At 59.6% G+C, this 23825-nt stretch carries 18 protein-coding genes; 7 read left to right on the top strand and 11 right to left on the bottom strand.

Annotation, left to right across the window (positions count from 1 at the left end; genetic code table 11):
- The 6 genes from ndk to ileS all read right to left on the bottom strand — a co-directional run bounded on the left by ndk (position 1) and on the right by ileS (position 8202).
- Positions 1 to 477: a nucleoside-diphosphate kinase gene (gene ndk / locus CS903_RS06325; protein ID WP_099332712.1), complete on the bottom strand. Its 477-nt coding sequence runs from the start codon at positions 475 to 477 to the stop codon at positions 1 to 3.
- 29 nt (positions 478 to 506) lie between these two features.
- On the bottom strand, positions 507 to 1205 hold the full coding sequence (dhaM, locus tag CS903_RS06320; RefSeq protein ID WP_099332711.1) for a dihydroxyacetone kinase phosphoryl donor subunit DhaM: 699 nt from the start codon (positions 1203 to 1205) through the stop codon (positions 507 to 509).
- A 5-nt stretch (positions 1206 to 1210) separates the two neighbouring features.
- On the bottom strand, positions 1211 to 1858 hold the full coding sequence (gene dhaL / locus CS903_RS06315) for a dihydroxyacetone kinase subunit DhaL (protein WP_099332710.1): 648 nt from the start codon (positions 1856 to 1858) through the stop codon (positions 1211 to 1213).
- 113 nt (positions 1859 to 1971) lie between these two features.
- Entirely contained in the window at positions 1972 to 2967 is a 996-nt protein-coding gene (dhaK, locus tag CS903_RS06310; RefSeq protein WP_099332709.1) for a dihydroxyacetone kinase subunit DhaK, read from the bottom strand.
- Positions 2968 to 3107: 140 nt separating this feature from the next.
- Positions 3108 to 4721: a bifunctional folylpolyglutamate synthase/dihydrofolate synthase gene (locus CS903_RS06305; RefSeq protein WP_099332708.1), complete on the bottom strand. Its 1614-nt coding sequence runs from the start codon at positions 4719 to 4721 to the stop codon at positions 3108 to 3110.
- A gap of 151 nt (positions 4722 to 4872) precedes the next feature.
- Positions 4873 to 8202: an isoleucine--tRNA ligase gene (gene ileS / locus CS903_RS06300; RefSeq protein WP_099332791.1), complete on the bottom strand. Its 3330-nt coding sequence runs from the start codon at positions 8200 to 8202 to the stop codon at positions 4873 to 4875.
- A gap of 404 nt (positions 8203 to 8606) precedes the next feature.
- On the opposite strand from ileS, the gene CS903_RS06295 reads away from it, so the two are divergent.
- From CS903_RS06295 to CS903_RS06275, 5 genes are all read left to right on the top strand, one after another.
- Positions 8607 to 9461, top strand: coding sequence for a formate/nitrite transporter family protein (locus CS903_RS06295; RefSeq protein WP_099332790.1), 855 nt, complete (start codon positions 8607 to 8609; stop codon positions 9459 to 9461).
- Between the two features lie 125 nt (positions 9462 to 9586).
- Positions 9587 to 10054: a single-stranded DNA-binding protein gene (locus tag CS903_RS06290; protein WP_099332707.1), complete on the top strand. Its 468-nt coding sequence runs from the start codon at positions 9587 to 9589 to the stop codon at positions 10052 to 10054.
- 65 nt (positions 10055 to 10119) lie between these two features.
- The gene (locus CS903_RS06285; protein WP_099332706.1) at positions 10120 to 12126 is read left to right on the top strand and encodes a M13 family metallopeptidase; all 2007 of its coding nucleotides are present in this window, start codon (positions 10120 to 10122) and stop codon (positions 12124 to 12126) included.
- Positions 12127 to 12176: 50 nt separating this feature from the next.
- Complete coding sequence (gene pepN / locus CS903_RS06280) at positions 12177 to 14741, top strand: aminopeptidase N (protein ID WP_099332705.1); 2565 nt, start codon at positions 12177 to 12179, stop codon at positions 14739 to 14741.
- A 165-nt stretch (positions 14742 to 14906) separates the two neighbouring features.
- Positions 14907 to 15137, top strand: coding sequence for a PTS sugar transporter subunit IIB (locus tag CS903_RS06275; RefSeq protein ID WP_099332704.1), 231 nt, complete (start codon positions 14907 to 14909; stop codon positions 15135 to 15137).
- A 65-nt stretch (positions 15138 to 15202) separates the two neighbouring features.
- Here the strand turns inward: CS903_RS06275 and malQ are convergent, their stop codons facing one another.
- A complete protein-coding gene (gene malQ, locus CS903_RS06270; protein WP_099332703.1) occupies positions 15203 to 17338 on the bottom strand; it encodes a 4-alpha-glucanotransferase in 2136 nt (711 codons plus the stop codon).
- A gap of 128 nt (positions 17339 to 17466) precedes the next feature.
- Between malQ and CS903_RS06265 the strand changes: the two genes are divergently transcribed.
- Positions 17467 to 18393 (top strand): acyl-CoA thioesterase, encoded by a 927-nt coding sequence (locus tag CS903_RS06265; RefSeq protein ID WP_099332702.1) that lies wholly within the window; start codon positions 17467 to 17469, stop codon positions 18391 to 18393.
- A gap of 84 nt (positions 18394 to 18477) precedes the next feature.
- Here CS903_RS06265 and ettA read toward each other — a convergent pair whose 3' ends face one another.
- From ettA to orn, 3 genes are all read right to left on the bottom strand, one after another.
- Positions 18478 to 20160: an energy-dependent translational throttle protein EttA gene (gene ettA / locus CS903_RS06260; protein ID WP_099332701.1), complete on the bottom strand. Its 1683-nt coding sequence runs from the start codon at positions 20158 to 20160 to the stop codon at positions 18478 to 18480.
- Between the two features lie 86 nt (positions 20161 to 20246).
- Positions 20247 to 20804 (bottom strand): single-stranded DNA-binding protein, encoded by a 558-nt coding sequence (locus CS903_RS06255; protein WP_099332700.1) that lies wholly within the window; start codon positions 20802 to 20804, stop codon positions 20247 to 20249.
- A 133-nt stretch (positions 20805 to 20937) separates the two neighbouring features.
- Positions 20938 to 21588, bottom strand: a complete 651-nt coding sequence (orn, locus tag CS903_RS06250; RefSeq protein WP_277984877.1) for an oligoribonuclease — start codon at positions 21586 to 21588, stop codon at positions 20938 to 20940.
- Positions 21589 to 21733: 145 nt separating this feature from the next.
- Here orn and ilvA point away from each other — a divergent pair, with 145 nt between their 5' ends.
- Positions 21734 to 22999 (top strand): threonine ammonia-lyase IlvA, encoded by a 1266-nt coding sequence (gene ilvA, locus CS903_RS06245; protein ID WP_099332789.1) that lies wholly within the window; start codon positions 21734 to 21736, stop codon positions 22997 to 22999.
- 21 nt (positions 23000 to 23020) lie between these two features.
- Here ilvA and CS903_RS06240 read toward each other — a convergent pair whose 3' ends face one another.
- Complete coding sequence (locus tag CS903_RS06240; RefSeq protein WP_099332698.1) at positions 23021 to 23824, bottom strand: SDR family NAD(P)-dependent oxidoreductase; 804 nt, start codon at positions 23822 to 23824, stop codon at positions 23021 to 23023.
- Position 23825 lies beyond the last annotated feature (1 nt).

Below are 23825 nucleotides of genomic sequence, written 5' to 3'. Positions count from 1 at the left end.
TTAGAGTGCAGACTCTCCTGACTCGTCATACGCGAGCTCAGGGAACCACAGGGAGATTTCGCGGATCGCCGAGGTCGGGGAATCGGAGGTGTGAACAACGTTCTGCACGGCATCCGGGCCCCAGTCACGCCCGAGGTCCCCCCGGATGGTTCCCGGATTAGCGAGGGTGGGGTTGGTAGCACCGGCCATAATGCGAAGGCCCTCGATGACACGGTCACCCTCGGCCACAATCGCCACCAGGGGACCTTCCATCATGTACTCGGCCAACGCTGGGAAATAGTGTCGCTCAATGTGCTCTTCGTAGTGCTCCTCAAGAAGAGCAAGGGGAGCCTTCTTGATCTTTAGGCCCTTCAGCACGTATCCCTTCTGCTCGATGCGGCGCAGAATCTCCCCGGTCAGGCCACGACGAAAACCATCGGGCTTGATGAGGACGAGGGTGTGCTCTTTCCGGGGGTCCAACAGATCAGGTGTAGGCATGTAACTTCCTTACTTCGTAATACGGCGGGCTAATCAAAGCCGATGTTTATGGCATCCGCGACAGCGCGAACAGCCTGCGACGCCTGAGCGCCAGTAGCGGTGACTGTAACCCTATCGCCCTGGCGGGACCCAAGACCCATAATTTCTATCATGGAGTCGGCCCCCACCCCGTTCACATATACATCAGCGTCGAAGGATGAGACAAGGTTGGCGAGCATAGCCGCGGGACGTGCGTGCAATCCGGCGGCATCTGCAATGACGGCTTCTGTGGAGACTTCACTTTCCCCGGCAGTTATGTTCGCCTCACCATCACCCTCGCTGATCGTAGCGGAGTCGCACCACTGCGTTGCAGCCTCAGAAACCGCAGCGACCACCTGATCGATGTCGCCACCCTGCTGCGCGACCACCGCTGCGGCCACGGCGCCCTCGACAAGCGGACCCGGCGCGAAACGTAACTGCAGTGGGTTGTCCGCAAACTCGAGGACTGTGTCCACGGTCAAGGTTGCTGAACCGAGGTCGGACAGCAGCACCACCCCGGCCCCCTCGGAGGCACCCAGAGCCTTCTCGACTGCGGAGTCGACAAGATCGAATGAGGTTCCCAGTCCCCCACCATCCATGCCTCCGGCACCCGCGATATGGACGTCGGGGGCCATGGCTGCCGCCAACTCAACGAGGCCGGCAGCCAGTGCGTCTGAATGAGAAACCAGAACGAGCGAAACTCTAGCCATGGAGACTAAGCATCCTTCCCGAAGGTTTCAGCCGCAGCATCCGCCGCGGCTTGAAGTAGCAGGGCCGAAGATACCGAACCTGGATCAAGGTGGCCGATGCTGCGCTCACCAAGGTAGGAAGCGCGTCCCTTCGTCGCCTTCATCGGCTCGGTGGCATCGGAACCCTCCTTTGCGGCGCGAGCAGCAACAGCGAATGTCCCAGCGACGTCCTCACCCGCTGCGGCGGCAGCTCGAGCTCCCTCAACTGCTGGCAGCCACGCGTCAACCATGGTCTTTTCTCCCGCGATAGCCTTCCCACGCGCCTGAACACCTTTGACGGCTGCATCGAGAACGGCGACCACGTCCTCGCTGGTCATCTCCTCCTCGGGCATGGCTCCCGCCGCGCGGAGGTAGGCGGTTCCGTACAGTGGCCCGGCTGCTCCACCCACGGTGGAGAGCAGGGTTTTGGCAACGTACTTGAGGACATCCTGACCGCTGACGCTCTCAGCGAGGCCGTCCCCACGCACGACCGCCGAAAAGCCACGATCCAGGTTCTCCCCGTGGTCGCCGTCTCCGATCTGGCGGTCCAGGTCGATGAGTAGCTCTCGGTTCTCAGCAACAACCCCGGCGGAAAGCTCCACCCAGCGGCGCGCCCATTCAACGTTGTTTCCCATGATTCGCTCTTTCTGTTGTGGATTTACATCGGGGTCGCACTGCGACCCTTCGGGCCCATGAAACAGCCCGGCCCACAGGTGTCGGCCGGGCGCTTCACACGCCTAGTATCTAACTAGTTCTTCCACGCCGGTGTATCAACAGGCGCATCGAAGTACTCGAGCATCTTGTCATCGACCCTGGTAAGGGTGATTGAGACTCCCGGCATCTCAAGGCTGGTGACGTAGTTGCCGACCATCGGGCGAACCAGATCAATCCCATCTGCCTCAAGCAGCTGTGCGAGCTTACGGAACACGATATAAAGCTCGGACTCCGGCGTTCCACCCATACCATTTACCAGCGCGATCACGCGATCGCCCTTGGTCAGACCAAGGTCGTCCCGGACCTTTTCGTAGAGTTCTTCGGTGAGGTCATCGGCGGCCTCCATGGGGCCGCGGCGGTACCCGGGCTCACCGTGGATACCGATTCCCAGCTCAATCTCGTTATCTTCAAGATCAAAGGAAGGCTTACCTGCATGAGGAACCGTGCAGGGACCGAGGGCAAGACCCATCGAGCGGGTGTTGGCGTTGACCTCACGGCCGACCTCCGCCACCTCGGTCAGTGTCAGCCCAGCTTCCGCTGCTGCTCCGGCAATCTTTTCGACGAGGACGGTTCCGGCGACACCGCGGCGCCCGGCGGTGTACAGCGAATCTTCGACGGCGCAGTCATCATCGACGAGAACGGTCTCTACCGCCACGTCATCCATTCCTGCAAGTTCGGCGGCGGTCTCAAAGTTGAGGACGTCTCCCGTGTAGTTCTTGACGATGTGGACAACTCCGGCACCACGATCGACAGCCTTGGTAGCTTCGACAATGGGATCGGGAGTCGGTGACGTAAAGACGGGACCCGGGACAGCCGCATCGAGCATTCCGAGGCCGACGTAGCCGGCATGGAGGGGTTCGTGTCCCGAGCCACCACCGGATACCAAACCGACCTTGCCGTCAGCTTTCGCAACTGCACGTTCAACCCAGTCGGGTTCGTAGTGGACTTTGACGAGGTCGCCGTGGGCGGCCTCAAATCCCTCGAGGGTTTCCTTGACCACTGCCTGCGGATCGTTGATGAGCTTCTTCATTGAGCACTCCAATCTAGAGACGGCGAGCGTATGCCCGATCACACCCAATCTTGCCAGCCTTGGTCAAACTCTGAAAGGGACTCATATCTTGGCGAACGGAGTTTCAGTCCGCGGCTGCAGAGCGGCTAACCGTGCAGTCCCTACCTCTGAAGCAATGAGGCGATCTCACCCACAAACTGAATCGAACCAAAGGCCACGATGCCGCGAGTCAGGGTCGGGTCCACCGGGGCATCGGCCAGCTGGGTGGCCAGATCAATCGCTTCCGTGACATTTTCTGCCACGTGAACACGATCCTCCCCGAACACGTCTTCGGCAATCTCCTTCAACTCTTCAATCTCTGCAGCACGGTCCCCTCCCATGGGGGCGAGGACGATCTCGTTTAGATCTGGTTCGATCTCTACCAGCATCTCTTCGATTGCCTTATCTGCCATCGCTGAGAAGAGTCCGATGGTGACGTTGAAGGCGAAGGACTCCTCGATTCCCCTGCGCAGCGAAGCTACCCCCGCTGGATTGTGCGCCGCATCGATGACCACGGTCGGCGAGGTGCGCACCACCTCGAGGCGCCCCGGCGAGCGGACTGAGAGGAAGCCTTCCTCGATGACCTCGGCGGGAAGGGACTTACCACCCATCATGGCTTCAGCCGCGACAAGGGCAGCTGCGGCATTGTGTGCCTGGTGTTCCCCATGGAGCGGAACAAAGAGCTGCTCGTAGACGCCGGTGGGTGTGCGTACGTCAATGATCTGACCGCCGACGCCGCTGGTTCGCGATAGGAGCTCCCAGTCGCGACCCTCAAGCCAAAGAACAGCGTCCGCCTCTAGAGCACGGCGTTCAATCACCTCCAGGACCTCTTCCTCCTGCTGGGCCACCACCGCGATGGAGCGATCCTTGATGATCTGCGCCTTCTCGAAGGCAATCTCGGTCAGCGTGGACCCCAACCACCGGGTGTGGTCTAGGGAAATCGGGTTGATCACCACGACTCCGGCGTCGATCACATTCGTCGCATCCCAGCGCCCACCCATGCCGACCTCGATGACAGCGGCATCGACCGGAGCGTCAGCGAAAGCTGCCAGTGCCATGATCGCCAGAGACTCAAAGTAGGAGATGCGGGGACCGCCCTCCTCAGCGGACTGGGCGTCAACCATTCCGACATAGGGAGCCACATCTTCCCAGGCCGCCACGAACTCGGCTGCAGACAGGGGCTCGCCGTTGATCGCGATCCGCTCGCGAACATTTTTGAGGTGGGGTGATGTGAAGGCGCCGACACGAATCCCAAAGGCGTGGAGGAGGGCAGCGGCCATCCTGGTGGTTGAAGTCTTTCCGTTCGTGCCGCCCACGTGGATGCTCGGATAGGAATCCTGCGGATCGCCGAGGATATCCATGACCGCCTCAACCCGGGTGAGAGTCGGCTCAAAGTCATGTTCGGGGTTCCGTTCAAGCAGAGAACGGTAGATATCGTGGGCTGCCGTAACTGCCGCGGCCTCCTCGGCTTCCACGTCAACATCACCCGGGGAGGTTCCGTCCTCGTCCTCTTCCAAATCACCGGAGAGAACGGAATCGATCAGCTCCGGGTCGGCCCCCTGCAGGAGCGTCGAACGAACGACCTCTCGGAGAACCTCAAGGTCAGGATCCTCATCCGGGGTCTCCTCCGACTCCGGGAGGGCCTCTTCTTCTTCCTCCTCGGCGGCGAGGAAGAACTGCACCATCTCGGGATCAATGCCCTCTGGAAGCTCAAACTCTTGATCGTCGGTGGCCATCTGGTTCCCCCTCAGTAGAATGCCCGGGATGCTTTCCGGCTTACTGTTCACACTGAACCCGCCACTACCCGTGCCGGTCAAGGATACTGTGCCACCGGTTAAAAAGGTGTTGGCCCACGGCACAGTTCGCCGCGGGCCAACAGCTAATCAGCTACCTCTTGGTAACGGTCGCAGCCAGCTGATCCCCGAGAACCGAGTCGAGGTCGATCGTCAGCGTCTCGTGTTTGATCAGTTCCGCGTGGGTTCGCAGTGCTTCAACGCGAGTCTTTGGGATCGTGAGCACCACGTCGATACGGTCGGCCACGTGTAGGTCTTCCGACTTGCGCGTGTCCTGGATCAGGCGAATTACGTCCCGCGCCCAGCCCTCAGCCTCTAGCTCCGGACTGACGACCTTATCGAGGACGACGAAGCAACCCGAATCCAGGATGGCAGCGGCCTCGTCTCCCTCGGCCTCAACCCGCACCGTCAACGCGAACTGATCCCCTGAGAGTTGAACGGGGGCTCCGTCAACTTCCACACCTGGGAAGCGCACGACTGCTCCCCCCTCCAACGCCTCCCACTCTCCCGACTTCGCTGCCTGGAAGAGGGCGGAGGTCTTGGAGCGGACCTGCGCTGGGAATGCCCGCGGGTTCAGGCTGAGATCCTCACGAAGGACCAGGCCTGAATCATCTGGAGTCTCGAAGTCAACAGCCTTCACGTTGACCTCCGAGGCGATGATGGGCGCAAAGGTTGCGAGCGACTCCGCTTCGGCCGAGACGACCCGAAGGGTCGCCAGTGGCTGACGAACGCGCAGCTTCTCGGTCTTGCGCAGCGCATGCGCGGCAGACACAATCTCCTGGACCTCATCCATCCCGGTCACCAGGGCATCGTCCCTCCACGAATCGGGAAGTGCCGGGTAGTCGACCAGGTGAACCGACTCACCGCCGGTCAGGCCCCGCCAGATCTCTTCCGTCACCATCGGTAGCAGCGGTGCGGCTGCCTCCGCCAGGACGATGAGCGCTGTGTAGAGGCTGTCAAATGCCGCCCCGTCCTCATCCCAGAACCGCTGACGCTGGGTGCGGACGTACCAGTTGGTGATGACGTCGAGATGGTCACGGACACGTGCGGTTGCCTTCGGGAGGTCGTACTCATCCATTGCCTTGCGAACCGCTTCCGTCACCTCGCGGGTGCGGGCTAGCAGGTAGCGATCCATCTCGGGAAGGGCCGCGAAAACCTCGCTGGGGTTTTCGACCCGATCGAGTCGCGTGGGGCTGATGCCGGCTCCGCCATTAGAGGCGTTGCCGTAGAGCGTCAGGAAGTAGTAGGCATTCCACAGGGGTAGCAGGACCTGTCGAACAGCATCGCGAATCCCCTCCTCTGTGACGATCAGGTTTCCACCACGAACCACCGGGGAGGCCAGCAGGAACCAGCGCATCGCGTCCGACCCGTAGCTGTCGAACACACCCTGGACATCGGGGTAGTTACGAAGCGACTTGCTCATCTTCCGACCGTCATTGCCAAGAATGATCCCGTGGACAAGCGAACGCTTGAATGCGGGGCGGTCGAAGAGCGCGGTCGCGAGGACGTGCAGCGTGTAGAACCAGCCACGAGTCTGCCCGATGTACTCGACGATGAAGTCACCCGGGTAGTGGTTGTCGAACCACTCACGGTTCTCGAAGGGGTAGTGGACCTGCGCAAAGGGCATCGCCCCGGACTCAAACCAGCAATCCAACACCTCAGGAACACGACGCATCATCGACTGCCCGGTCGGATCATCCGGATTCGGGCGCACCAGTTCATCCACCGCCGGACGATGCAGGTTGATGTCCTCTACCTTCACGCCAAAGTCATCGGCTAACTGCTGGTAAGAACCGTAGACGTCCACACGCGGGTAGGACGGATTGTCCGACTTCCACACGGGAATCGGCGCACCCCAGAAGCGGGTGCGCGAGATCGACCAGTCACGAGCTCCCTCAAGCCACTTACCAAACTGACCATTCTTGAGGTGGTCCGGCACCCAGGAGATCTCCTGGTTCAGCTCAACCATGCGGTCGCGGAACTTGGTGACTTCAACGAACCACGACGAAACAGCGCGGTATATCAGAGGCTGGCGGCAGCGCCAGCAGTGGGGATAGCTGTGCTGGTACGAAGCCTGCTTGACGAGGACGGGGCGCAGCTTCTCCTCCACCCTGGCGAGCGGACCGGTCTGGTCCCGCAAATCGGCCAAGATGCGGCGATTGGCATCAAAAACCTGGACGCCCTCGTAGTCGGGAACCTCCGAGGTGAACTTCCCCGACTCGCCAACTGGAACAACGGTCCTAATGCCGTTTTCCAGGCACACGTTCATATCGTCCTCACCGAAGGCAGGGGCGAGGTGAACCAGACCTGTGCCGTCCTCGGTGGTCACGAAGTCAGCCGCAACGATCTGGAAGGCGTTCGGGCCGGGAGCTTCGTCTTCCTTGGCGTCTGCAAAGTAGCTGAACATGGGGGCGTAGCGCCTGCCCACCAGCGTGGAACCTTTGAAACGCCCGACTATGAGTTCATCGACGGAGGTCGGGAGAGACGCGAGGTCGCCCTCAGCAACCGCGGCCGGGATACCAAACTCCTTCGCGAGGGTGCCCGCAAGCGCTTCCGCCACAATGACCAGCTTGCCTTCGAGAGGACCCGAAACGGGGACAACGGAGACGTAGTCGACATCGGGGCCAACTGCGATGGCCAGGTTTGAGGGAAGCGTCCAGGGGGTGGTCGTCCAGATCAGCGCAACCTCGTCCGTGGGGGCACCGTCCTCGTCCAAGAGGGTAACGCCAACCGTGGCGGTCTGGTCGGTTCGGTCCTGGTAGACGTCGTCATCCATCTTTAGTTCATGGTTCGACAGGGGGGTTTCGTCGTTCCAGCAGTAGGGCAGTACGCGGTGCCCCTCGTAAATCAGGCCCTTGTCAAAGAGGGTTTTAAACGCCCACAGGGTTGACTCCATGTAGTCGGGGTCGAGTGTCTTGTAGTCGTTCTCAAAGTCCACCCAACGTGCCTGGCGGAAGACGTAGTCCTCCCACTCTTTGGTGTAGCGAAGCACCGAGGTCTCGCAGGTCTCGTTGAAGGCCTGGATACCGATTCCATCGGGACCTTCAATCTGGGACTTGTCAACGATGTTGAGTATGCGTTCTGCTTCGATCTCGGCTGGTAGGCCGTGGGTATCCCAGCCGAAACGTCGTTCGACCCGGTGTCCCAGCATGGTCTGGTAACGGCCGACGACGTCCTTGACATAGCCGGTCAGGAGATGACCGTAGTGGGGTGTGCCGTTGGCGAATGGGGGGCCGTCGTAGAAGACAAACTCATTCGATCCCCTTTCCCCTGCCGGGCGCCGCTCGATCGATTTCTTGAAGGTGCTGTCGCTCTTCCAGTAGGAAAGAGTGTCCTCTTCGATTGCGGGGAAGGAAGGTTTCGGGTTTACCTCTTGGTCGTCACGGTGTAACGGGAAACGCCGTTTGCTATTTGAATCCGCCATCTTCATCCTCTTTATAATCCACTGCTGGTTCGAGGACGAGATGATCTCTCATCCCGCGGTACCACCTCGCTTGTGGTCACCCGCGGCTTCCTGGTTTCCCAGGATCAGACCGGCAACCACCGCTCATTGGGCTGTAACGGGCCACCCGTCCGGTTCTACTTGGTGCCTGAGCCGGCATCTTTCTTCCGAATGCTCCCCGGTGATACCCCCGACTTACCCTCCACTTTCGTGACTGGTGCGGTCGAGGCCGGATCAATACGCCCTTCATCTTAGAGCAGCGCTCTTCGAACTAACACCCCATCCCAGGTGCCTCCGACGTAATTGCCCTCACGTTTACCTAAAAACAGCACCAGTTTTCTCCCGTGTGTGCACGGGTCCACGGCGAATCTGGAAACATGTGGGTCATGGTGAGCAACAATCGCAAGATCTTCCCGGGTACCGAGTTCATTTCGACGGTCCTGCAGGCAGCTGACGCCAAGTCTTCTATGACCAAGCACCTCTCCAGGGTGTTTCTCATGCGCGCGGCAATGGCCGGTGTCCTGATTGGGATCTTCTACCTGGCAAACTACTCGGTGATCTCCGCGTTCACAGAGATCGGGACGAACTATGCAAAGGTCGGCTCGATTGCCGGCGCAGTTACTTTTGGCTTCTGCCTTGTGTTCATCTACTACTCAAAGTCTGAGCTACTGACATCGAACATGATGGTAACGACCATCGCTGTTTACTTCCGGCGGATGTCGTTTGGTCGAGCCGGTGCAGTTCTTGCCCTGTGCTACCTGGGTAACTTCCTCGGTGGTCTGGCAGTCGCAGGTATGGTCTGGTTCACCACGCTGCTGGACGGCCCCACGGGTGAACTCGTTACGGCTTCTGTGGACCACAAACTGGCCTTCATCTCGGGGGGAGCCTCTGGGATAGCCGATCTTTTCTTCCGCGCCATTCTCTGTAACTTCATGATCAACATTGCGATGCTGTTGATCTACAACGGCTTTGTTCAGTCCGATGGCGTGAGGGTGGCCGCCATGGTGGTTTCTGTTCTTCTCTTCGCCTTCCTCGGCTTCGAGCACTCTGTTGCCAACACCGTCCTCTTTACGGTCGAGGGGCTGCGAAACGGTATCGATATCGGCCTGGCACTCGGGAACATCGGAGTAGCCCTGGTGGGCAACTTCGTCGGGGGCGGCCTCCTCATTGGCCTCTACTATGCCTACGCCAATGATTCGGAGAGGCACCGTCGTACCCACCCGTCACTGGAGGATGTTTAGTTTCCACAGTTCTCCAGGTCTGGGACTGTCCCCAGAAGCTGGTGAAGCCCCTCAATTTGTCGGATGTTCCCCCTATCCTGGAGAGGTAGGAGAGATGCTCGTCACCGATTACTCAAGGGGGAAAGATGGCACTCCGCGCACTTACAACCGGGGTCATCGCAGATCCGGTGCTGCGATGGACACCACAGCAAAAGGCAGTACTGGACCTTCGGCTGAATGCGACAGCGTCCGCACGCGACAAGGTTACCAATCAGTGGTCTGATCTTGGCTCACCCCTGTGGGTCGGTGCCACCTTCTGGGATGAAGAGGCCAAGCATCTGGCCGATGTCCTCCATAAGGGGGACCGTGTCACGGTAGAGGGCACCCTGGTGGTTGAGACGTTTCAGCGCCGCGACGGAACTGAGGGCCACAAGTATGTTCTACGCTTTCCCCGCTTCCTCGGGGTGGTTCCCGCCAGGCGCAACCTGGCGGAAGACGCCGGGGCTTACGGAGGGGGCCAGCACCCGGAGAGAGACGCTTACCCCGATACCGGGTCAATCCCCATTCAGACCTCACGTCAGGACTTTGCCTCCCCTGAAGACGCACCTTTCTAAGGAAGGGTTTTCACCTCAGCGCATAGCGGACAGTGGGGCCTCCTCCGCGGCGCTAACATACGTGTATGTCTGAAGAGAAGAAGCAGTTGCTTGCCCATGTCCTAGATCCTGCGCTAATGGACGCTGATGTCCGCCCCCAGGATGACTTCTACGGTTACATCAATGGCGCCTGGCTGCGGGACCATGTCATCCCCGCTGATCGTGCGTCTGATGGATCGTTCCTCGCCCTCCGTGACCTCTCGGAAGAGCGCTGCCACGAGATTGCCAAGGATGCCTCCTCAGGTGCCCTCGCGGGCCATGAGGCACAGAGGATCGGGGTGCTCTACGAACAGTTCATGGACCAGGCGGAACTGAACCGACTGGGTGTCTCACCGATCCAGCCGCTGCTTGACTCTGTGGCAGCGGCCAAGACGCATGCGGATCTGGCCCAGCTTCTGGGCGACCTCGGTCGCAGCGGTGTCGGGTCCTACTTCGGTGTTGGGGTTTGGACTGACATGAACGACACCACCAAGTACTCCGCCAACTTTGAGCAGGATGGCCTGGGACTGCCGGATGAGTCCTACTACCGTGAAGATGAGTACGAGGTCTACCGCAGCAAGTACACGGAGCACATTGCCAAGCAGCTCGTACTCGCGGGGGTGGTCTCTGAGGAAGAGGCTGCGCACGCAGCATCCGAAGTCATGCTCTATGAGACAGAGTTGGCTGCCCACCACTGGGATGTCGTCAAGAGCCGCGAGATTGACCCGCAGAACAACCCCCGCACCTGGGCCGAAGTGATCGAACAGAACCCCGGATTTGCTTGGCAGGAATGGGCCGATGCCCTGGGACAGGACTTTGAGGGAAAGAGCCTCAATGTCTCTCAACCTGATTTCCTGTCGGCAGCTTCCAATCTTTGGAAGAACACCCACCTTCACACGCTGAAACTCTGGCTCGCGCGCAGGATCATTGATGGCTTCGCCCCCTACCTCTCTGATGAGTTTGCCGAAGAGGCCTTTGATTTCTATGGCCGCACCCTCTCCGGTATCGAGCAGATGCGTCCCCGTTGGAAGCGTGCCCTCTCTCTGATTGAGGGGGTGGTTGGCTTCGACATGGGACGCCTCTACGTTGCACGTCACTTCCCGGCTGAGTACAAAGAGCAGATGAACCACCTGGTGCAGAACCTGCTTGACGCCTATCGTGAGTCGATCAATGGGCTGGAGTGGATGGGAGAGGAAACCCGTCGCCGCGCCCTTGAGAAGCTCGATACCTTCATGCCCAAGATCGGCTACCCGGACAACCCCCGCTCATACGAGGGGCTTGAGATCGATCCCAAGAAGTCGCTGGTTGACAACATCATGGCCTCTTCCCAGTTCGATCTGGCCTGGGAGTTCGGCAAGCTGGGCCAGCCGGTGGACCGTAGCGAATGGCTGATGACCCCCCACACCGTGAATGCCTACTACTACCCCTCGATGAATGAGATCGTCTTCCCAGCCGCCATTCTGCAGGCCCCGTTCTTTGACCCAGAGGCAGATGACGCGGTCAACTACGCCGGAATCGGAGCCGTTATTGGTCACGAGATCGGCCATGGTTTTGATGACCAGGGCAGCCAGTTTGACGCTCAGGGAGAGGTCAACGACTGGTGGACCGACCTTGACCGTGAAGAATTCGAGAAGCGGACCAAGGCACTCATCGCACAGTACGACGCCTACTCACCACGTGAGTTGAGTGACGACAACAAGGTCAACGGCGCCCTCACCATCGGTGAGAACATCGGCGACCTCGGTGGACTGACCATTGCCTGGAAGGCCTGGCAGAAGGCCCTCGAAGAGAAGGGCATCTCCTCCCCCAACGACGACGAAGTGATTGATGGGCTCACCGGCCCAGAACGCTTCTTCACCTCCTGGGCCAGGATCTGGCGCAGCAAGCACCGCGATGACTATGCGGTTCAGCTGCTTGCCATCGACCCCCACTCGCCCTCCGAGTTCCGCTGCAACGGTATCCTTGCCAACTTCGATGAGTTTGCTGACTACTACGCAGTGACTCCCGGTGATGAGCTGTGGATTGCCCCCGAGGATCGCGTCAAGATCTGGTAGGCCCGCGCCTTTCCAAGAACAGATAGAGAAGAAAAACAAGAAAGGCCACCATGCCTGGACTAAACCTGACCCGAACAGAAGCGCAGGAACGCGCGGCGGCTGTGAAGCGCGTTGAGAGCTACGATGTCGCCCTTGACCTGACCACCGGTGATAAAACCTTCCGGTCAACCTCAAAGATTGTCTTCGAAGCCGTCCCCGGTTCGGAGACCTTCCTCGACCTCGTAGTCGACAAGATCCACTCGGCGTCCCTCAACGGACACTCGATTGATCCTGCCGACTACAGCGACTATCGCCTTCCCCTTCGCAACCTCAAGGAGAAGAACGTTGTCGAGGTCGATGCGGACTTCATCTATATGCACACAGGTGAGGGTCTGCACCGTTCCGTCGATCCGGCGGACGGCAAGGTCTACCTTTACACGCAGTTCGAGGTACCCGATGCGAGGCGCGTCTACCCCACCTTCGAGCAGCCTGATCTGAAATCTTCCTTCACGTTCTCGGTGACCACCCCGGAGGATTTCACCGTCTTCTCGGTGACAGCAACACCGGAACCCACCGTTCTCGAGGGTGGAAAGAAGCGCTTTGATTTCGCGCCGACACAGAGGATCTCCACATACATCACGGCAATTGTGGCCGGGCCGTACGAGGGCGCTACCAGCGTCATTCGCTCGACGGATGGTCGCGAGATCGACCTTGGAGTCTACTGCCGCGCCTCCCTGGTGAAGCACCTCGACTCAGACCTCATCATGGAGATCACCGAGCAGGGCTTTGGATTCTTCGAGAACGCCTACGGTATTCCCTACCCCTTCACCAAGTACGACCAGATCTTCGTCCCCGAGTACAACGCGGGAGCCATGGAGAACGCCGGTTGCGTAACCTTCCGGGACCAGTACATTTTCCGTTCGAAGCCAACTGACTGGCAGCTCGAGTCACGAACCAACACGATCCTTCACGAGCTCGCCCACATGTGGTTCGGCGATCTTGTCACCATGCAGTGGTGGGATGACCTGTGGCTGAATGAATCCTTTGCCGAGTACATGGCCCACCTCGCCACGGCTGAGGCAACCCGCTGGTCGGATGCCTGGGTTGGCTTCCTAACTCGCAAGGAGTGGGGCCTGGCCCAGGACCAGAAGCCGTCGACCCACCCGGTTAAGGCTGAGATCCGCGACCTGGCCGATGTCGAGGTTAACTTTGATGGAATCACCTACGCCAAGGGCGCTGCGGTGCTGCGACAGATGGTTGCCTATGTTGGCCGCGAGAACTTTTTCAACGGACTGCACCAGTACCTGACGAAGCATGCCTTCCAGAACGCCACCCTCTCCGACCTCATTGAAGAACTTGAGGCCGCTTCTGGTCGCGACATGGACAACTGGGTCAAGGTCTGGGTTGAGGAGGCCGGGGTTACCAGCTTGCGTCCCGAGATTATCGTGGACCCCGATGGTTCTATCAGCGAACTAACCGTGGTCCAGGAGGTCGTCTCCCCCATGGCAACGCTCCGCCCCCACAGGCTCATCGTTTCCGGTTACGACCTGAATGAGGACGGCTCAGCGGTTGAGAAGGTCTTCACTGAAGAACTGGATATCGATGGCGCCCGCACGGTCGTCAAATCGGCAAGCGGTATCAAACGTCCTGCATTTATCCTCGTCAACGACGGTGACCTCGCCTATGCGAAGATCCGCATGGATGAGGACTCGCTGGCATTTGCAATCGCAAACATCACCAAGTTCTCTGACCCGCTGACACGTCGCGTCATCCTTGCCGCTGCCTGGGACATGACCCGTGACGGAGAGTTCCCTGCCTCACGGTTCCTGAACCTGGCTCTCGGAGCAGCCAGGATTGAGACTTCAGTAGCCTCTCTGACAGCTCTGCTTCGCCAAATCGATACCGCTGTTACCTCCTACGTCGCCCCGGCACACCGGGCGGCCCAGATGGCTGCCGTCGCAGACGGGCTCATTGAGCTGTCCAAGATCGCTGAAGCAGGCACAGACAAACAGGAGATGTTTGTGATGGCGGCATGCCGACGGGCAGTCACTCGCGCTCAGTTTGAGTACCTGGACCGCCTCTACCGGGGTGAGGAAACCCAAGAGGGCCTGGTCATGAGTGAGGACCTTCGCTGGGCCATCCTGTTCGCTCTGGTCCGCGGGGGCTTGGCCGGAAAGGAAGCAGTTGCAACTCTGCGGGCTGAGGACAACACTCTGACCGGAGAGCAGAACGCTGTGCGTGCGCTTGCAACCATTGACTCAGACGCGGTGCGGGCAGAGACCTATGAAGCCGTCATGCATGACGTCTCTATTCCCAACGACACTCGCTGGGCGATGGTTGCTGGCTTCTGGGCTCACGTGAACACGAAGCCCGAAGCCTACGTTTCCTACGTAGAGAAGTTCTACGACCAGATTGCGCTTGCCTGGGAGGCCCACACCTTCCACATCGCATCAGGAATCGTTCAGCACCTGGAACCCCTTCCCGTTGTCGGATACCTCCCCGAGGTGGACGTGGTGACGCGAGCCCAAGAATGGCTGGACTACCACCAGGAGCGACCCGACTCCCTGCGCCGCCTGATTGCAGAGGGCCGCGATGATGCACAGCGCATGCTCAAGGCCCAGAAGGCCGATGCTTAGGAACTAGCTGTTCTGTTTCTAGGCTGAGCAGGTCCTCGATTTTGCGAGGACCTGCTCACCTTTTAAAGCCACCCGCTCGACCCCGTGGTACTTTGAAAATCACGGCGACCAGGCCGCCGTAACTCGGGTTAGTTTGGCGCTGCAACTTCAGTGAAAGAGGATGAGATGTCTCAGGCACAGGACATTGTTACTGGACTTGGTGGAATCGAAAACATTGAGACGATTGAGCCCTGCATCACGCGACTTCGGGTCGAGGTCGTTGACTCGGCACTGGTTGATGAGGCGGCCCTCAAGAATGCCGGAGCCTTTGGCGTAGTGCAGGTTGGGGACACCGTCCAGGTTGTTGTCGGACCAATTGCCGACAACCTTGCTGATGAGATTAACGATCGGGCCTAGCAACAAGACAGCGAAGCACCCCTGTGATTCCGTAGAGTCACAGGGGTGCTTCTTATCCGCAGTGCCTATTGACCGAGCGAATCCCGCATTACCTTGAAGAGTCGGTTGCCCTTCTTCTGAGCAAGGTCATCAAGCCAAACTCTGTTGCCGTCTCCATCGGCCAGCGGAACGCACCAGTTGGGGTACTCATCGTTCGTCCCCGGTAGGTTCTGCGGTCGCTTCTCTCCCACAGCATCGACAAGAGCAGCTGCCACCAGTCGTGCAGGAGTACGGCAAATGTAGCGGTGCAGCCCATCCATGAACGCTGCGTCATCGGCGTCCTCTTCGATGAAACCGTACTCACGAAGGCGGACAGCCATTTGCTCCTGCTCTTGTGTGTCCTGCTCGCGCACCTTGGCGACGTCCTCAACCAGCAGCCCCAGTTCGTTTCGAAGCGTGGTTTGGATGCCTTCGATGTAACCCTGGGTTGGTGGGAGGTCGTGGGTGTTGACGGTCCCGAGAATGTCGCGGCGGTAGTGCTCGGCGTGCAGGGGCCATCCGGAACCCTCCTTTTCAAACCAAAGCACTGAGGTCCCGAAGATACCGCGGGTTCCGAGGTACTCACGAACCCAAGGTTCAACAGTTCCCAGGTCCTCACCTATGATCACCGCGTCGGCGCGATGTGCCTCAAGAAGAAGGACACCAATCATTGCTTCATGGTCGTAGTAGACGTACGTGCCGTCGGCGGGCGAGCCACCCTCAGGCAACCACCAGAGTCGGAACAGACCAAGAATATGGTCGATGCGCAGGGCACCGGCCAGCTTGAGGGTGGTTGCGATGACCTTTCGCAGGGGTTCATATCCCAGCTCAGCCATGCGTCGGGGGTTGTACGGAGGCTGACTCCAGCTCTGTCCCTGCTGGCTGTACATGTCCGGGGGTGCCCCCACGTACATTCCCGGGGCAAAGTCCCCCCGATCCGCCCAGACATCTGACCCAGCCGGGTGGATTCCCACCGCCAGGTCAGCCATGACACCAATCGGCATTCCGAGGTCCTTGGCAATACGGTTGCTGGACGAAAGCTGCTCGAGAGCCACCCACTGAAGCCACTTGAAGAAGGAAATCTCAGCCCTGTGCTGTGCGGCAAACTCGGTTACGGCAGGTTTGTCGGGGCTGGCGTACTCGTCCGGAAGGTCAATGCTGCCGGTACTTTCGACCAGAGCGCACCACAGCGCATACTTCTCCAGCCCCTCTTTGCCTTCGAGGCAAAAGTTCTGGAACTGAGCCTCGCGGTGGACCGAGCGCGGGGCTCGGTAAATCATCCGGAGTGCCTTCTCTTTTGCAGCCCAGGTGCGATCACGGTCAAGCAGTATGTCGTCGTCCTCGACCATCGAGATACCGCGAAGTTCTTCGATTTCGTCACGCTCGCCATCCGGAAGGATCGCGTACTCGGGGACCAGTTCGGGGCGAATGTAAGAGACATTGAGCCACTGGCGTGTCACGGGAAGGTAGGGCGAGTTTTCAATCGGCGCCACTGGCTCGGCCGCGTGCATTGGGTTCACCAGCAGGAACTCGGCTCCCTCTTTGGCCGTGATGGCCAGCAGGTCTGCTAGGTCGGCCGCATCTCCGACTCCCCAGGAGGAACGGGACTGAACCGAGTAGGCCTGGGCATTGACACCCCAGAAGCGGCGGTTTCCGCGTAAAACGCTAGGATCAATCCGCTTGGGAACCACGATCAGGGGGGCAGAAACGGCCTCCCGACCATGAACCTCAGCAAACACGGTGTGGTAGCCGAGTGGGAAGGTCCCGGGCACTTCAAACGTTGCTCGACCTCGCCATTCCCCGTTGACCTCACGAGGTGCTACCAGCCGATCGAGTTGACGAAGGTCCCCCGTAGTCCCGTCCTCAAGGCGATACCAGACGTGCACCGGATCTCCGTGGCGAACGTGAATGGGGATTTCCCCCCAGTTACCTTGGCGCACCACCGTGCAGGCAGGGAGTGTGTCCAGCCACGGCGCATCCTCAGTTGCGAGGATCGCTGCCCGAACGTCCTCGTTAGTGGACTCTGGTGAAACCGCGACCCCAAGGGCCTTCAGGACGCGGAGAAGGCTCAGGGTTTCCACCTGTTGCTGCTCTCCGGCCCAGGTCCAGAAGAACGTTGCTACACCATTCAGATCAGCGAGCCGTTTGACCAGCTCATGGTCTAAGTCTCCATTGACGTACATCGAAACCTTCTAGTCCGAAAAGTTTTTACTACCTACGAGGATACCGGGTCAGGTGATGCTGTATCTCTATTCTAGAGGTCACGTGCACCACGGTTTGGAATGTCACCACGGGAGGGGACAATAGCACTATGACATTGCCGATCGACGTTCCACTTATCAGTTCCGAACCCGTGGCTTCTGTGCTGCGCATCCTCAACCTGGTTCCCCTGCGGGAGGACGTTTTTGAGGCCCATTCCCTCCCCCAGGTTCGGCGGGTTTATGGCGGACAGGTGATTGCCCAGTCCCTGCTCGCTGCCGCCGCGACCATTGAAGACCCCGCCCGGCTGCCCCACTCCCTGCACTGCTACTTTCTGCGCGGAGGTGACCCTTCAGCCCCATTTGAACTTTCAGTGGCGCGGCTTCGGGACGGACGGTCCTTCTCAAATCGGCGTGTGGTGGCAACCCAGGATGAGCGAGAGATCTTCTCAATGATCGCCTCGTTCCAAGTGTCTGAGCCAGGTCTGAAGTTCACGGCAGAAGTCCCCGATGTGCCCGGGCCCGAAAAGCTCAACAGTGCCCTTGAACTGTTCCGAACCATGGAGCACCCCGTGGCAAAGTTTCTGGGCAAGACTGCGGCTTTCGATGTTCGACATGTCCAGCAGTCCCTCTACACGGGTCCGGATCCCTCCCGCAGCGCCGACCAGCAACTGTGGATGAAGATTCGCTCCCAGGTTCCTGACGGAACCCCGCAGATTGCCCACCGTGCCCTACTGGCATATGTCATCGATCAGGTCATGCTCGAACCAGCCCTGCGAACCACGGGACTCTCATGGATGACCCCGGGTCTTTCGCTTGCCTCCCTGGACCACGCAATGTGGTTCCACGCAGATGTTGATATTAATGACTGGCTGCTTTTCTCGGGCCACGCTGATGCGGTCGGAGGGGGCCGCGGAAAGACGCACATCACCGTCTACTCCTCCGAGGGGAAGGTTGTTGCCACAGCTTCCCAAGAGGGAATGATGCGAGTGGCCGATCCGGAAGCCATCGCAGGGTCCCGTTGGGGATTTTCTTCCTAGCTGCCGTTGAACATGACTGAGGGGCCGGGACTGTCACCTACTGACACTCCCGGCCCCTGTCTGAACCGCTACTAAGCTACGCGTTTAGTCGCGCTTGAGCTTCCGGTAGGTAACCGACTTGGGTCGAGCAGCTTCTGCACCCAGTCGTTCAACCTTGTTCTTCTCGTAGGACTCGAAGTTACCTTCGAACCAGTACCACTTGTCCGGCTGTTCTTCCGTCCCCTCCCAAGCGAGGATGTGGGTAGCAACCCGGTCAAGGAACCAGCGATCGTGAGTGACAACCACTGCGCAACCCGGGAACTGCTCGAGCGCGCTCTCTAGTGAACCAAGGGTTTCAACATCGAGATCGTTAGTGGGCTCATCGAGCAGGAGGAGGTTTCCGCCCTGCTTCAGGGTCAGTGCCAGGTTGAGGCGGTTGCGTTCACCACCGGAGAGGACTCCGGCTGGCTTCTGCTGATCCGCGCCCTTGAAACCAAAGGCAGAGATGTAGGCACGAGAGGGCATCTCGACGTTTCCGACCTTGATGAAATCAAGTCCATCGGAGACGACCTCCCAGAGTGGTTTGTCGGGGTCAATGCCGGCACGGTTCTGGTCGACGTAGGAGATCTTGACGGTCTCACCGATCTTCAGGTCTCCGTCGTCAAGCGGCTCCAAACCAACGATGGTCTTGAACAGGGTGGTCTTACCAACACCATTCGGACCGATAACGCCGACGATGCCGTTTGGCGGCAGGGAGAAGGAAAGCCCGTCGATGAGAACCCGATCCCCGAAGCCCTTTTTCAGGTCCGAGGCCTCAATGACCGTCGAACCCAGGCGTGGACCCGGTGGGATCTGGATCTCTTCGAAGTCGAGCTTACGGGTGCGCTCGGCTTCAATCGCCATCTCTTCGTAGCGTTCCAGACGAGCCTTTTGCTTTGCCTGGCGTCCCTTGGGGCTGGTGCGAACCCACTCCAGTTCATCCTTCAGGCGCTTGGCGACCTTCTGGTCCTTCTTACCCTGGATTTGCAGTCGGCGCTGCTTCTCTTCAAGGTAGGTGGTGTAGTTACCCTCGTAGGGGTAAAGGTGACCACGGTCAACCTCGGCAATCCACTCTGCCACGTGGTCCAGGAAGTACCTGTCGTGAGTAATTGCGATGACAGCACCGGGGTACTTCTGCAAGTGCTGCTCCAACCAGAGGACGGACTCAGCGTCGAGGTGGTTGGTGGGCTCATCAAGAAGGAGCAGGTCGGGGGCCTCAAGAAGCAGTCGGCACAGGGCAACTCGGCGACGCTCACCTCCGGAGAGAACCTTAACGTCTGCGTCCCCCGGGGGGCAGCGCAGAGCATCCATTGCCTGCGCGAGCTGAGAATCTAGGTCCCAGGCATCGGCCGCATCAATCGCGGTCTGCAGGTCCCCCATTTCTGTCATTAGGGCGTCAAAGTCAGCATCCGGGTTCGCCATCTCCTCGGAGATTTCGTTGTAGCGGTGCAGCTTCGACATGATGTCTGCAACACCCAGCTCAACATTCTCAAGGACCGTCTTGTCCTCATCGAGCTTGGGCTCCTGCTCGAGAATACCGACCGTGAAACCCGGGGTTAGCCGGGCCTCACCATTAGACGGCTCATCGATTCCCGCCATGATCTTCAGGATCGAAGACTTACCTGCGCCGTTAGGACCAACCATGCCGATCTTGGCGCCAGGCAGAAACGCCATGGTGACATCGTCGAGGATGACCTTGTCCCCATGCGCCTTACGTGCTCGAACCATCGAGTAGATGTACTCAGCCACAACTCTCCATTCAGGGGGAAGAAGACAACGTTGCCTATTTTAGGCGTGACTTGTCACCCTGGGAACGCAGACAGCACAAGTTCACATCAGGCGGCACTTAACTCGCGCGATTCGCCGCCCTCATCGTTCTCCCTCGCCTCTTCAGCTACGGTCACGTCACCATCGACCTCGACGGTCTCAAAGTCCTCGACCTCGGCCTGTTCGGCCTCAATCTCAGAGATTGCAGGCCTGGCGGGGGTGATCCGCACCTCCGGCCCCTCCTGATCTGTCCGCAGCGGCATGAGGCGGCGGTACATGGAGATCCCAAAGCCCATGTCATGCCCGACAGTGAAAGCATTGATCGCGATCTCCGAACGGATCTCCCCCTCGCCGTTGATCCATGCGTGAGCCGCAGGCCTTCCCACAACGACCAGTGGGTTCCCCTTGTGCAGAGACACAGCCATGTTGTCCGCAAGCGGTCCCCATGCCCGCACGGTGTACCACTGTGGCTCACCATCTTCCCACTGACCACTATCCTTACGGCGCGCCCGTGGAACAACCATGCGGAAACGGACGAAGCTCCGTCCGCCTTCCTCTTCGCTTCTGTGTAGCGTCAGGTTGGTGCCAACCCGTCCTCGCAGAACCATCAGATCACTAATACTCATGACCACTCTCCAATCACTCTTTGACCACCTGGGGTCGATCTGGCGAGTGTCAGCCTCGCAGGAGGCCTTGGCGAGCAGTTGACGAGTTAAGCCGAGCTGTGGGAAAGCCCGGTCTCCTGGCTCTGTGGACCAGCTACTCAGCTACCGCCTGGAACGCGGCCTGCGCACTCTCAGCCACCTCGTTAGCAATGCGGTGATAAGCACCCTTTTCAGCGATTAGGTCCTCTGGGAACAGTGCCGTGCGGTAGTACTGCAGCTCGACGATTGAATCTTGAATATCGCCCAAAGCCCGGTGTCCCCCGGTTTTTTCGGGAGCGCAGACGTAGACCCGGGGGTACCAGCGCTTCGCCAACTCCTTGATGGTGGAGACATCGATAATTCGGTAGTGCAGGTAGTCGACGACCTCCGGCATATAGGCCCTCAGGAAGCGCACATCCTGACCGATCGAGTTACCAGCCACAGGGGCAACCCCGGACTGGGGCACCAGTCCCGCTATGTAATCGAGGACGATCCGGGTCGCGTCTTCCAGGGAGACACCCGAGCCAAACTCATGAATCAAGCCCGAATCGGTGTGCATCTGTGTCACGAACTCACCCATCTGCGCCAGAGCCGCAGCTGATGGCTTGATGACGAGGTCGATTCCCTCAGCAAGGGGGTTCAGATCCGAGTCTGTCACGATTACCGCAATCTCAACCAACTCATCTACCGAGGGGTCAAGCCCCGTCATTTCACAGTCGATCCAGACGATTGGGTTCTTTACTAGGCCATTGTCATTGGTACTCACCAGGCAACCATACGCCGTCATTTGGCCAGGGTCATGTTCCTTCCCTCCTGCCTCATACACTGACGTTGTGCACAACATTGAAGAATCCCCAGAACTCCCCAAGCTGATACCCGGCACTAAACTCGGCCGGAAGAATGCGGGAACCATCCCCCACTCCGTCTCGGGTGTGGACGTTGACGAGGCCGCAGAACGTCTGGCTCATGTGGCGAGGGTGACTCCGCTTCAGGAGATCGAGCGACTGTCAGAAGCGACCGGTGCTCGTATCTACGTCAAGCGTGAAGATCTCCAGCCGGTTCGCTCCTTTAAGCTTCGTGGCGCTTACAACGCCATGGCCCAGCTGTCAGACTCAGAGCGCCAGGCAGGCGTCGTTTGTGCCTCTGCGGGAAACCACGCCCAGGGTGTTGCCATGGCTTGCGCCAGACTCGGTATCCACGGGACCATCTTCCTTCCCTCCTCAACCCCGCGTCAGAAGCGTCAGCGAATAGCCACCATCGGTGGATCGTGGATCACGATGCGGTTCGTAGACGGAACCTTTGATGAAACCCAGGCAGTGGCCCTGGAGGAGACCAAGGGGAGCTGGAAGACCTACATCCACCCCTACGATGATCCGGCGGTAATCGCCGGTCAGGGCTCTGTTGCCAAAGAAATCAGTGAGCAGCTCGGGGATGCGCTCTCCACCGTTGTCATCCCGGTTGGAGGTGGCGGGCTTATCGCTGGCATGGCCGCCTGGCTGCATGAGAACCGACCGGATGTGCGCATCATCGGAGTTGAGTCCTCCGGCGCCGCTTCCACGCGTGCCGCACTCGAAGCTGGAACCGCCATCGACCTCCCCCGCGTCGACATGTTCGTCGACGGTACCGCTGTGGGCCGCGCGGGTAGGTACACCTATGAAATCGTGCGCGACCTGGTCGACGAGGTCGTCGTGGTTCCAGAGGGTGCGGTCTGTACAGAAATGCTCGACCTTTACCATCTGGACGGAATCATCGCGGAACCAGCGGGCGCTCTCGCAACTACGGCGATTTCCATGTCCGCTGCGGGCCTACTCAGTAATTTCACGCAGGGCGGCGTCACCGTGGGGATCCTTTCGGGGGGCAACAACGACCTCACCCGTTACAACGAAGTACAGGAGCGCTCACAGGTCTACCGCAATCTCCGCCACTACTTCCTGGTGTCATTCCCTCAGCGACCCGGCGCTCTGCGGGAGTTCCTTGATGACGTTCTCGGTCCAGAGGATGACATCCTCTACTTCGAATACACCAAACGCAACAACCGTGAGACCGGACCGGCCCTCGTCGGAATCGACACCGGATCAGAGAACTCGCTGGTGGAGTTGCGCGCGAGGATGACCCAGTCCGACCTCAACATTCAGGAACTCGACGCTGATTCGGAACTGCTTCGCTTCATGGTCTAGCTGTCCGGGGACCGGGGCGCCTTAGTTGAGCGGGTCGTCCATTCCCCACGGCGCAACCCCAAAGAGGCGGGCGCCGGGGTTGCTCTCGCGAATAGAAGCCGCAGCCCGAAGACCCTCTACGGTGTCGGTTCCCGCCCGCAGGTAGGCACCGGACCAAGCATCTAGCTCGCCGCGGGCAATCGCGTTGATGAGGGCGACGGTCTCTTCCACCGGCGTGTACTCTTCACGGTTTCGGTGTGCTTGCATTCCCGCCGTCATATCGGTTCGGACCACCCCTGGCGCAACACCAAAGGCGCGAATCCCATAGCGATCCCCCAGGTCGGCCAGGTCACCGACGTTACGAAGCTGACCTGCCTTGCTGGTGGTGTAGGCGGAGGCGACATCCCAGCTGCGGGCTCCGGCCCCGGAAACCAAGTTGATGATCCGTCCCACTGCCTCAGCTTCAACCATCCTCGGCAGGACGGCTCTCTCTAAGTAAAGAGTCCCGAGTAGGTTCACCTCCACCACTGAACGAAGTTCGGCTGGATCCGCCTCCCAAACCGGCACTTCGCTGTCGATACGACCCGCGTTGTTGACCAGCAGTTCGGGGACTCCGACCTCGTCCATTAGCGCCTGAACTGCGGAAGCAACCGACTGGTAGCTGGCAACATCGGCGACGGCAGTCGCGACTACGACACCCATGCGGGCACGAAAACCATCGGCCACCACAGCCAGGGTTTCTGGGTTGGTGGCGACGAGGCCGAGGTCCCAGCCGTTTTCCGCCAAACCCTCGGCAATACTTCGTCCGATGCCTCGACTGGCTCCGGTCACAAATGCTGTGGGCATG

Origin of the sequence: Actinomyces minihominis, from assembly GCF_900187855.1 — a bacterium.
GTDB lineage: Bacteria > Actinomycetota > Actinomycetes > Actinomycetales > Actinomycetaceae > Scrofimicrobium > Scrofimicrobium minihominis.
Note: the sequence above shows the minus strand (reverse complement) of the source record. Positions and strands in the feature narration are given on the sequence as shown.

Bases quoted from the DNA above. Each gene is read 5' to 3' on its own strand.
- ndk (WP_099332712.1), bottom strand. From the start codon at position 477: ATGCCTACACCTGATCTGTTGGACCCCCGGAAAGAGCACACCCTCGTC.
- dhaM (WP_099332711.1), bottom strand. From the start codon at position 1,205: ATGGCTAGAGTTTCGCTCGTTCTGGTTTCTCATTCAGACGCACTGGCT.
- dhaL (WP_099332710.1), bottom strand. From the start codon at position 1,858: ATGGGAAACAACGTTGAATGGGCGCGCCGCTGGGTGGAGCTTTCCGCC.
- dhaK (WP_099332709.1), bottom strand. From the start codon at position 2,967: ATGAAGAAGCTCATCAACGATCCGCAGGCAGTGGTCAAGGAAACCCTC.
- CS903_RS06305 (WP_099332708.1), bottom strand. From the start codon at position 4,721: ATGGCCACCGACGATCAAGAGTTTGAGCTTCCAGAGGGCATTGATCCC.
- ileS (WP_099332791.1), bottom strand. From the start codon at position 8,202: ATGGCGGATTCAAATAGCAAACGGCGTTTCCCGTTACACCGTGACGAC.
- CS903_RS06295 (WP_099332790.1), top strand. From the start codon at position 8,607: ATGGTGAGCAACAATCGCAAGATCTTCCCGGGTACCGAGTTCATTTCG.
- CS903_RS06290 (WP_099332707.1), top strand. From the start codon at position 9,587: ATGGCACTCCGCGCACTTACAACCGGGGTCATCGCAGATCCGGTGCTG.
- CS903_RS06285 (WP_099332706.1), top strand. From the start codon at position 10,120: ATGTCTGAAGAGAAGAAGCAGTTGCTTGCCCATGTCCTAGATCCTGCG.
- pepN (WP_099332705.1), top strand. From the start codon at position 12,177: ATGCCTGGACTAAACCTGACCCGAACAGAAGCGCAGGAACGCGCGGCG.
- CS903_RS06275 (WP_099332704.1), top strand. From the start codon at position 14,907: ATGTCTCAGGCACAGGACATTGTTACTGGACTTGGTGGAATCGAAAAC.
- malQ (WP_099332703.1), bottom strand. From the start codon at position 17,338: ATGTACGTCAATGGAGACTTAGACCATGAGCTGGTCAAACGGCTCGCT.
- CS903_RS06265 (WP_099332702.1), top strand. From the start codon at position 17,467: ATGACATTGCCGATCGACGTTCCACTTATCAGTTCCGAACCCGTGGCT.
- CS903_RS06255 (WP_099332700.1), bottom strand. From the start codon at position 20,804: ATGAGTATTAGTGATCTGATGGTTCTGCGAGGACGGGTTGGCACCAAC.
- CS903_RS06240 (WP_099332698.1), bottom strand. From the start codon at position 23,824: ATGCCCACAGCATTTGTGACCGGAGCCAGTCGAGGCATCGGACGAAGT.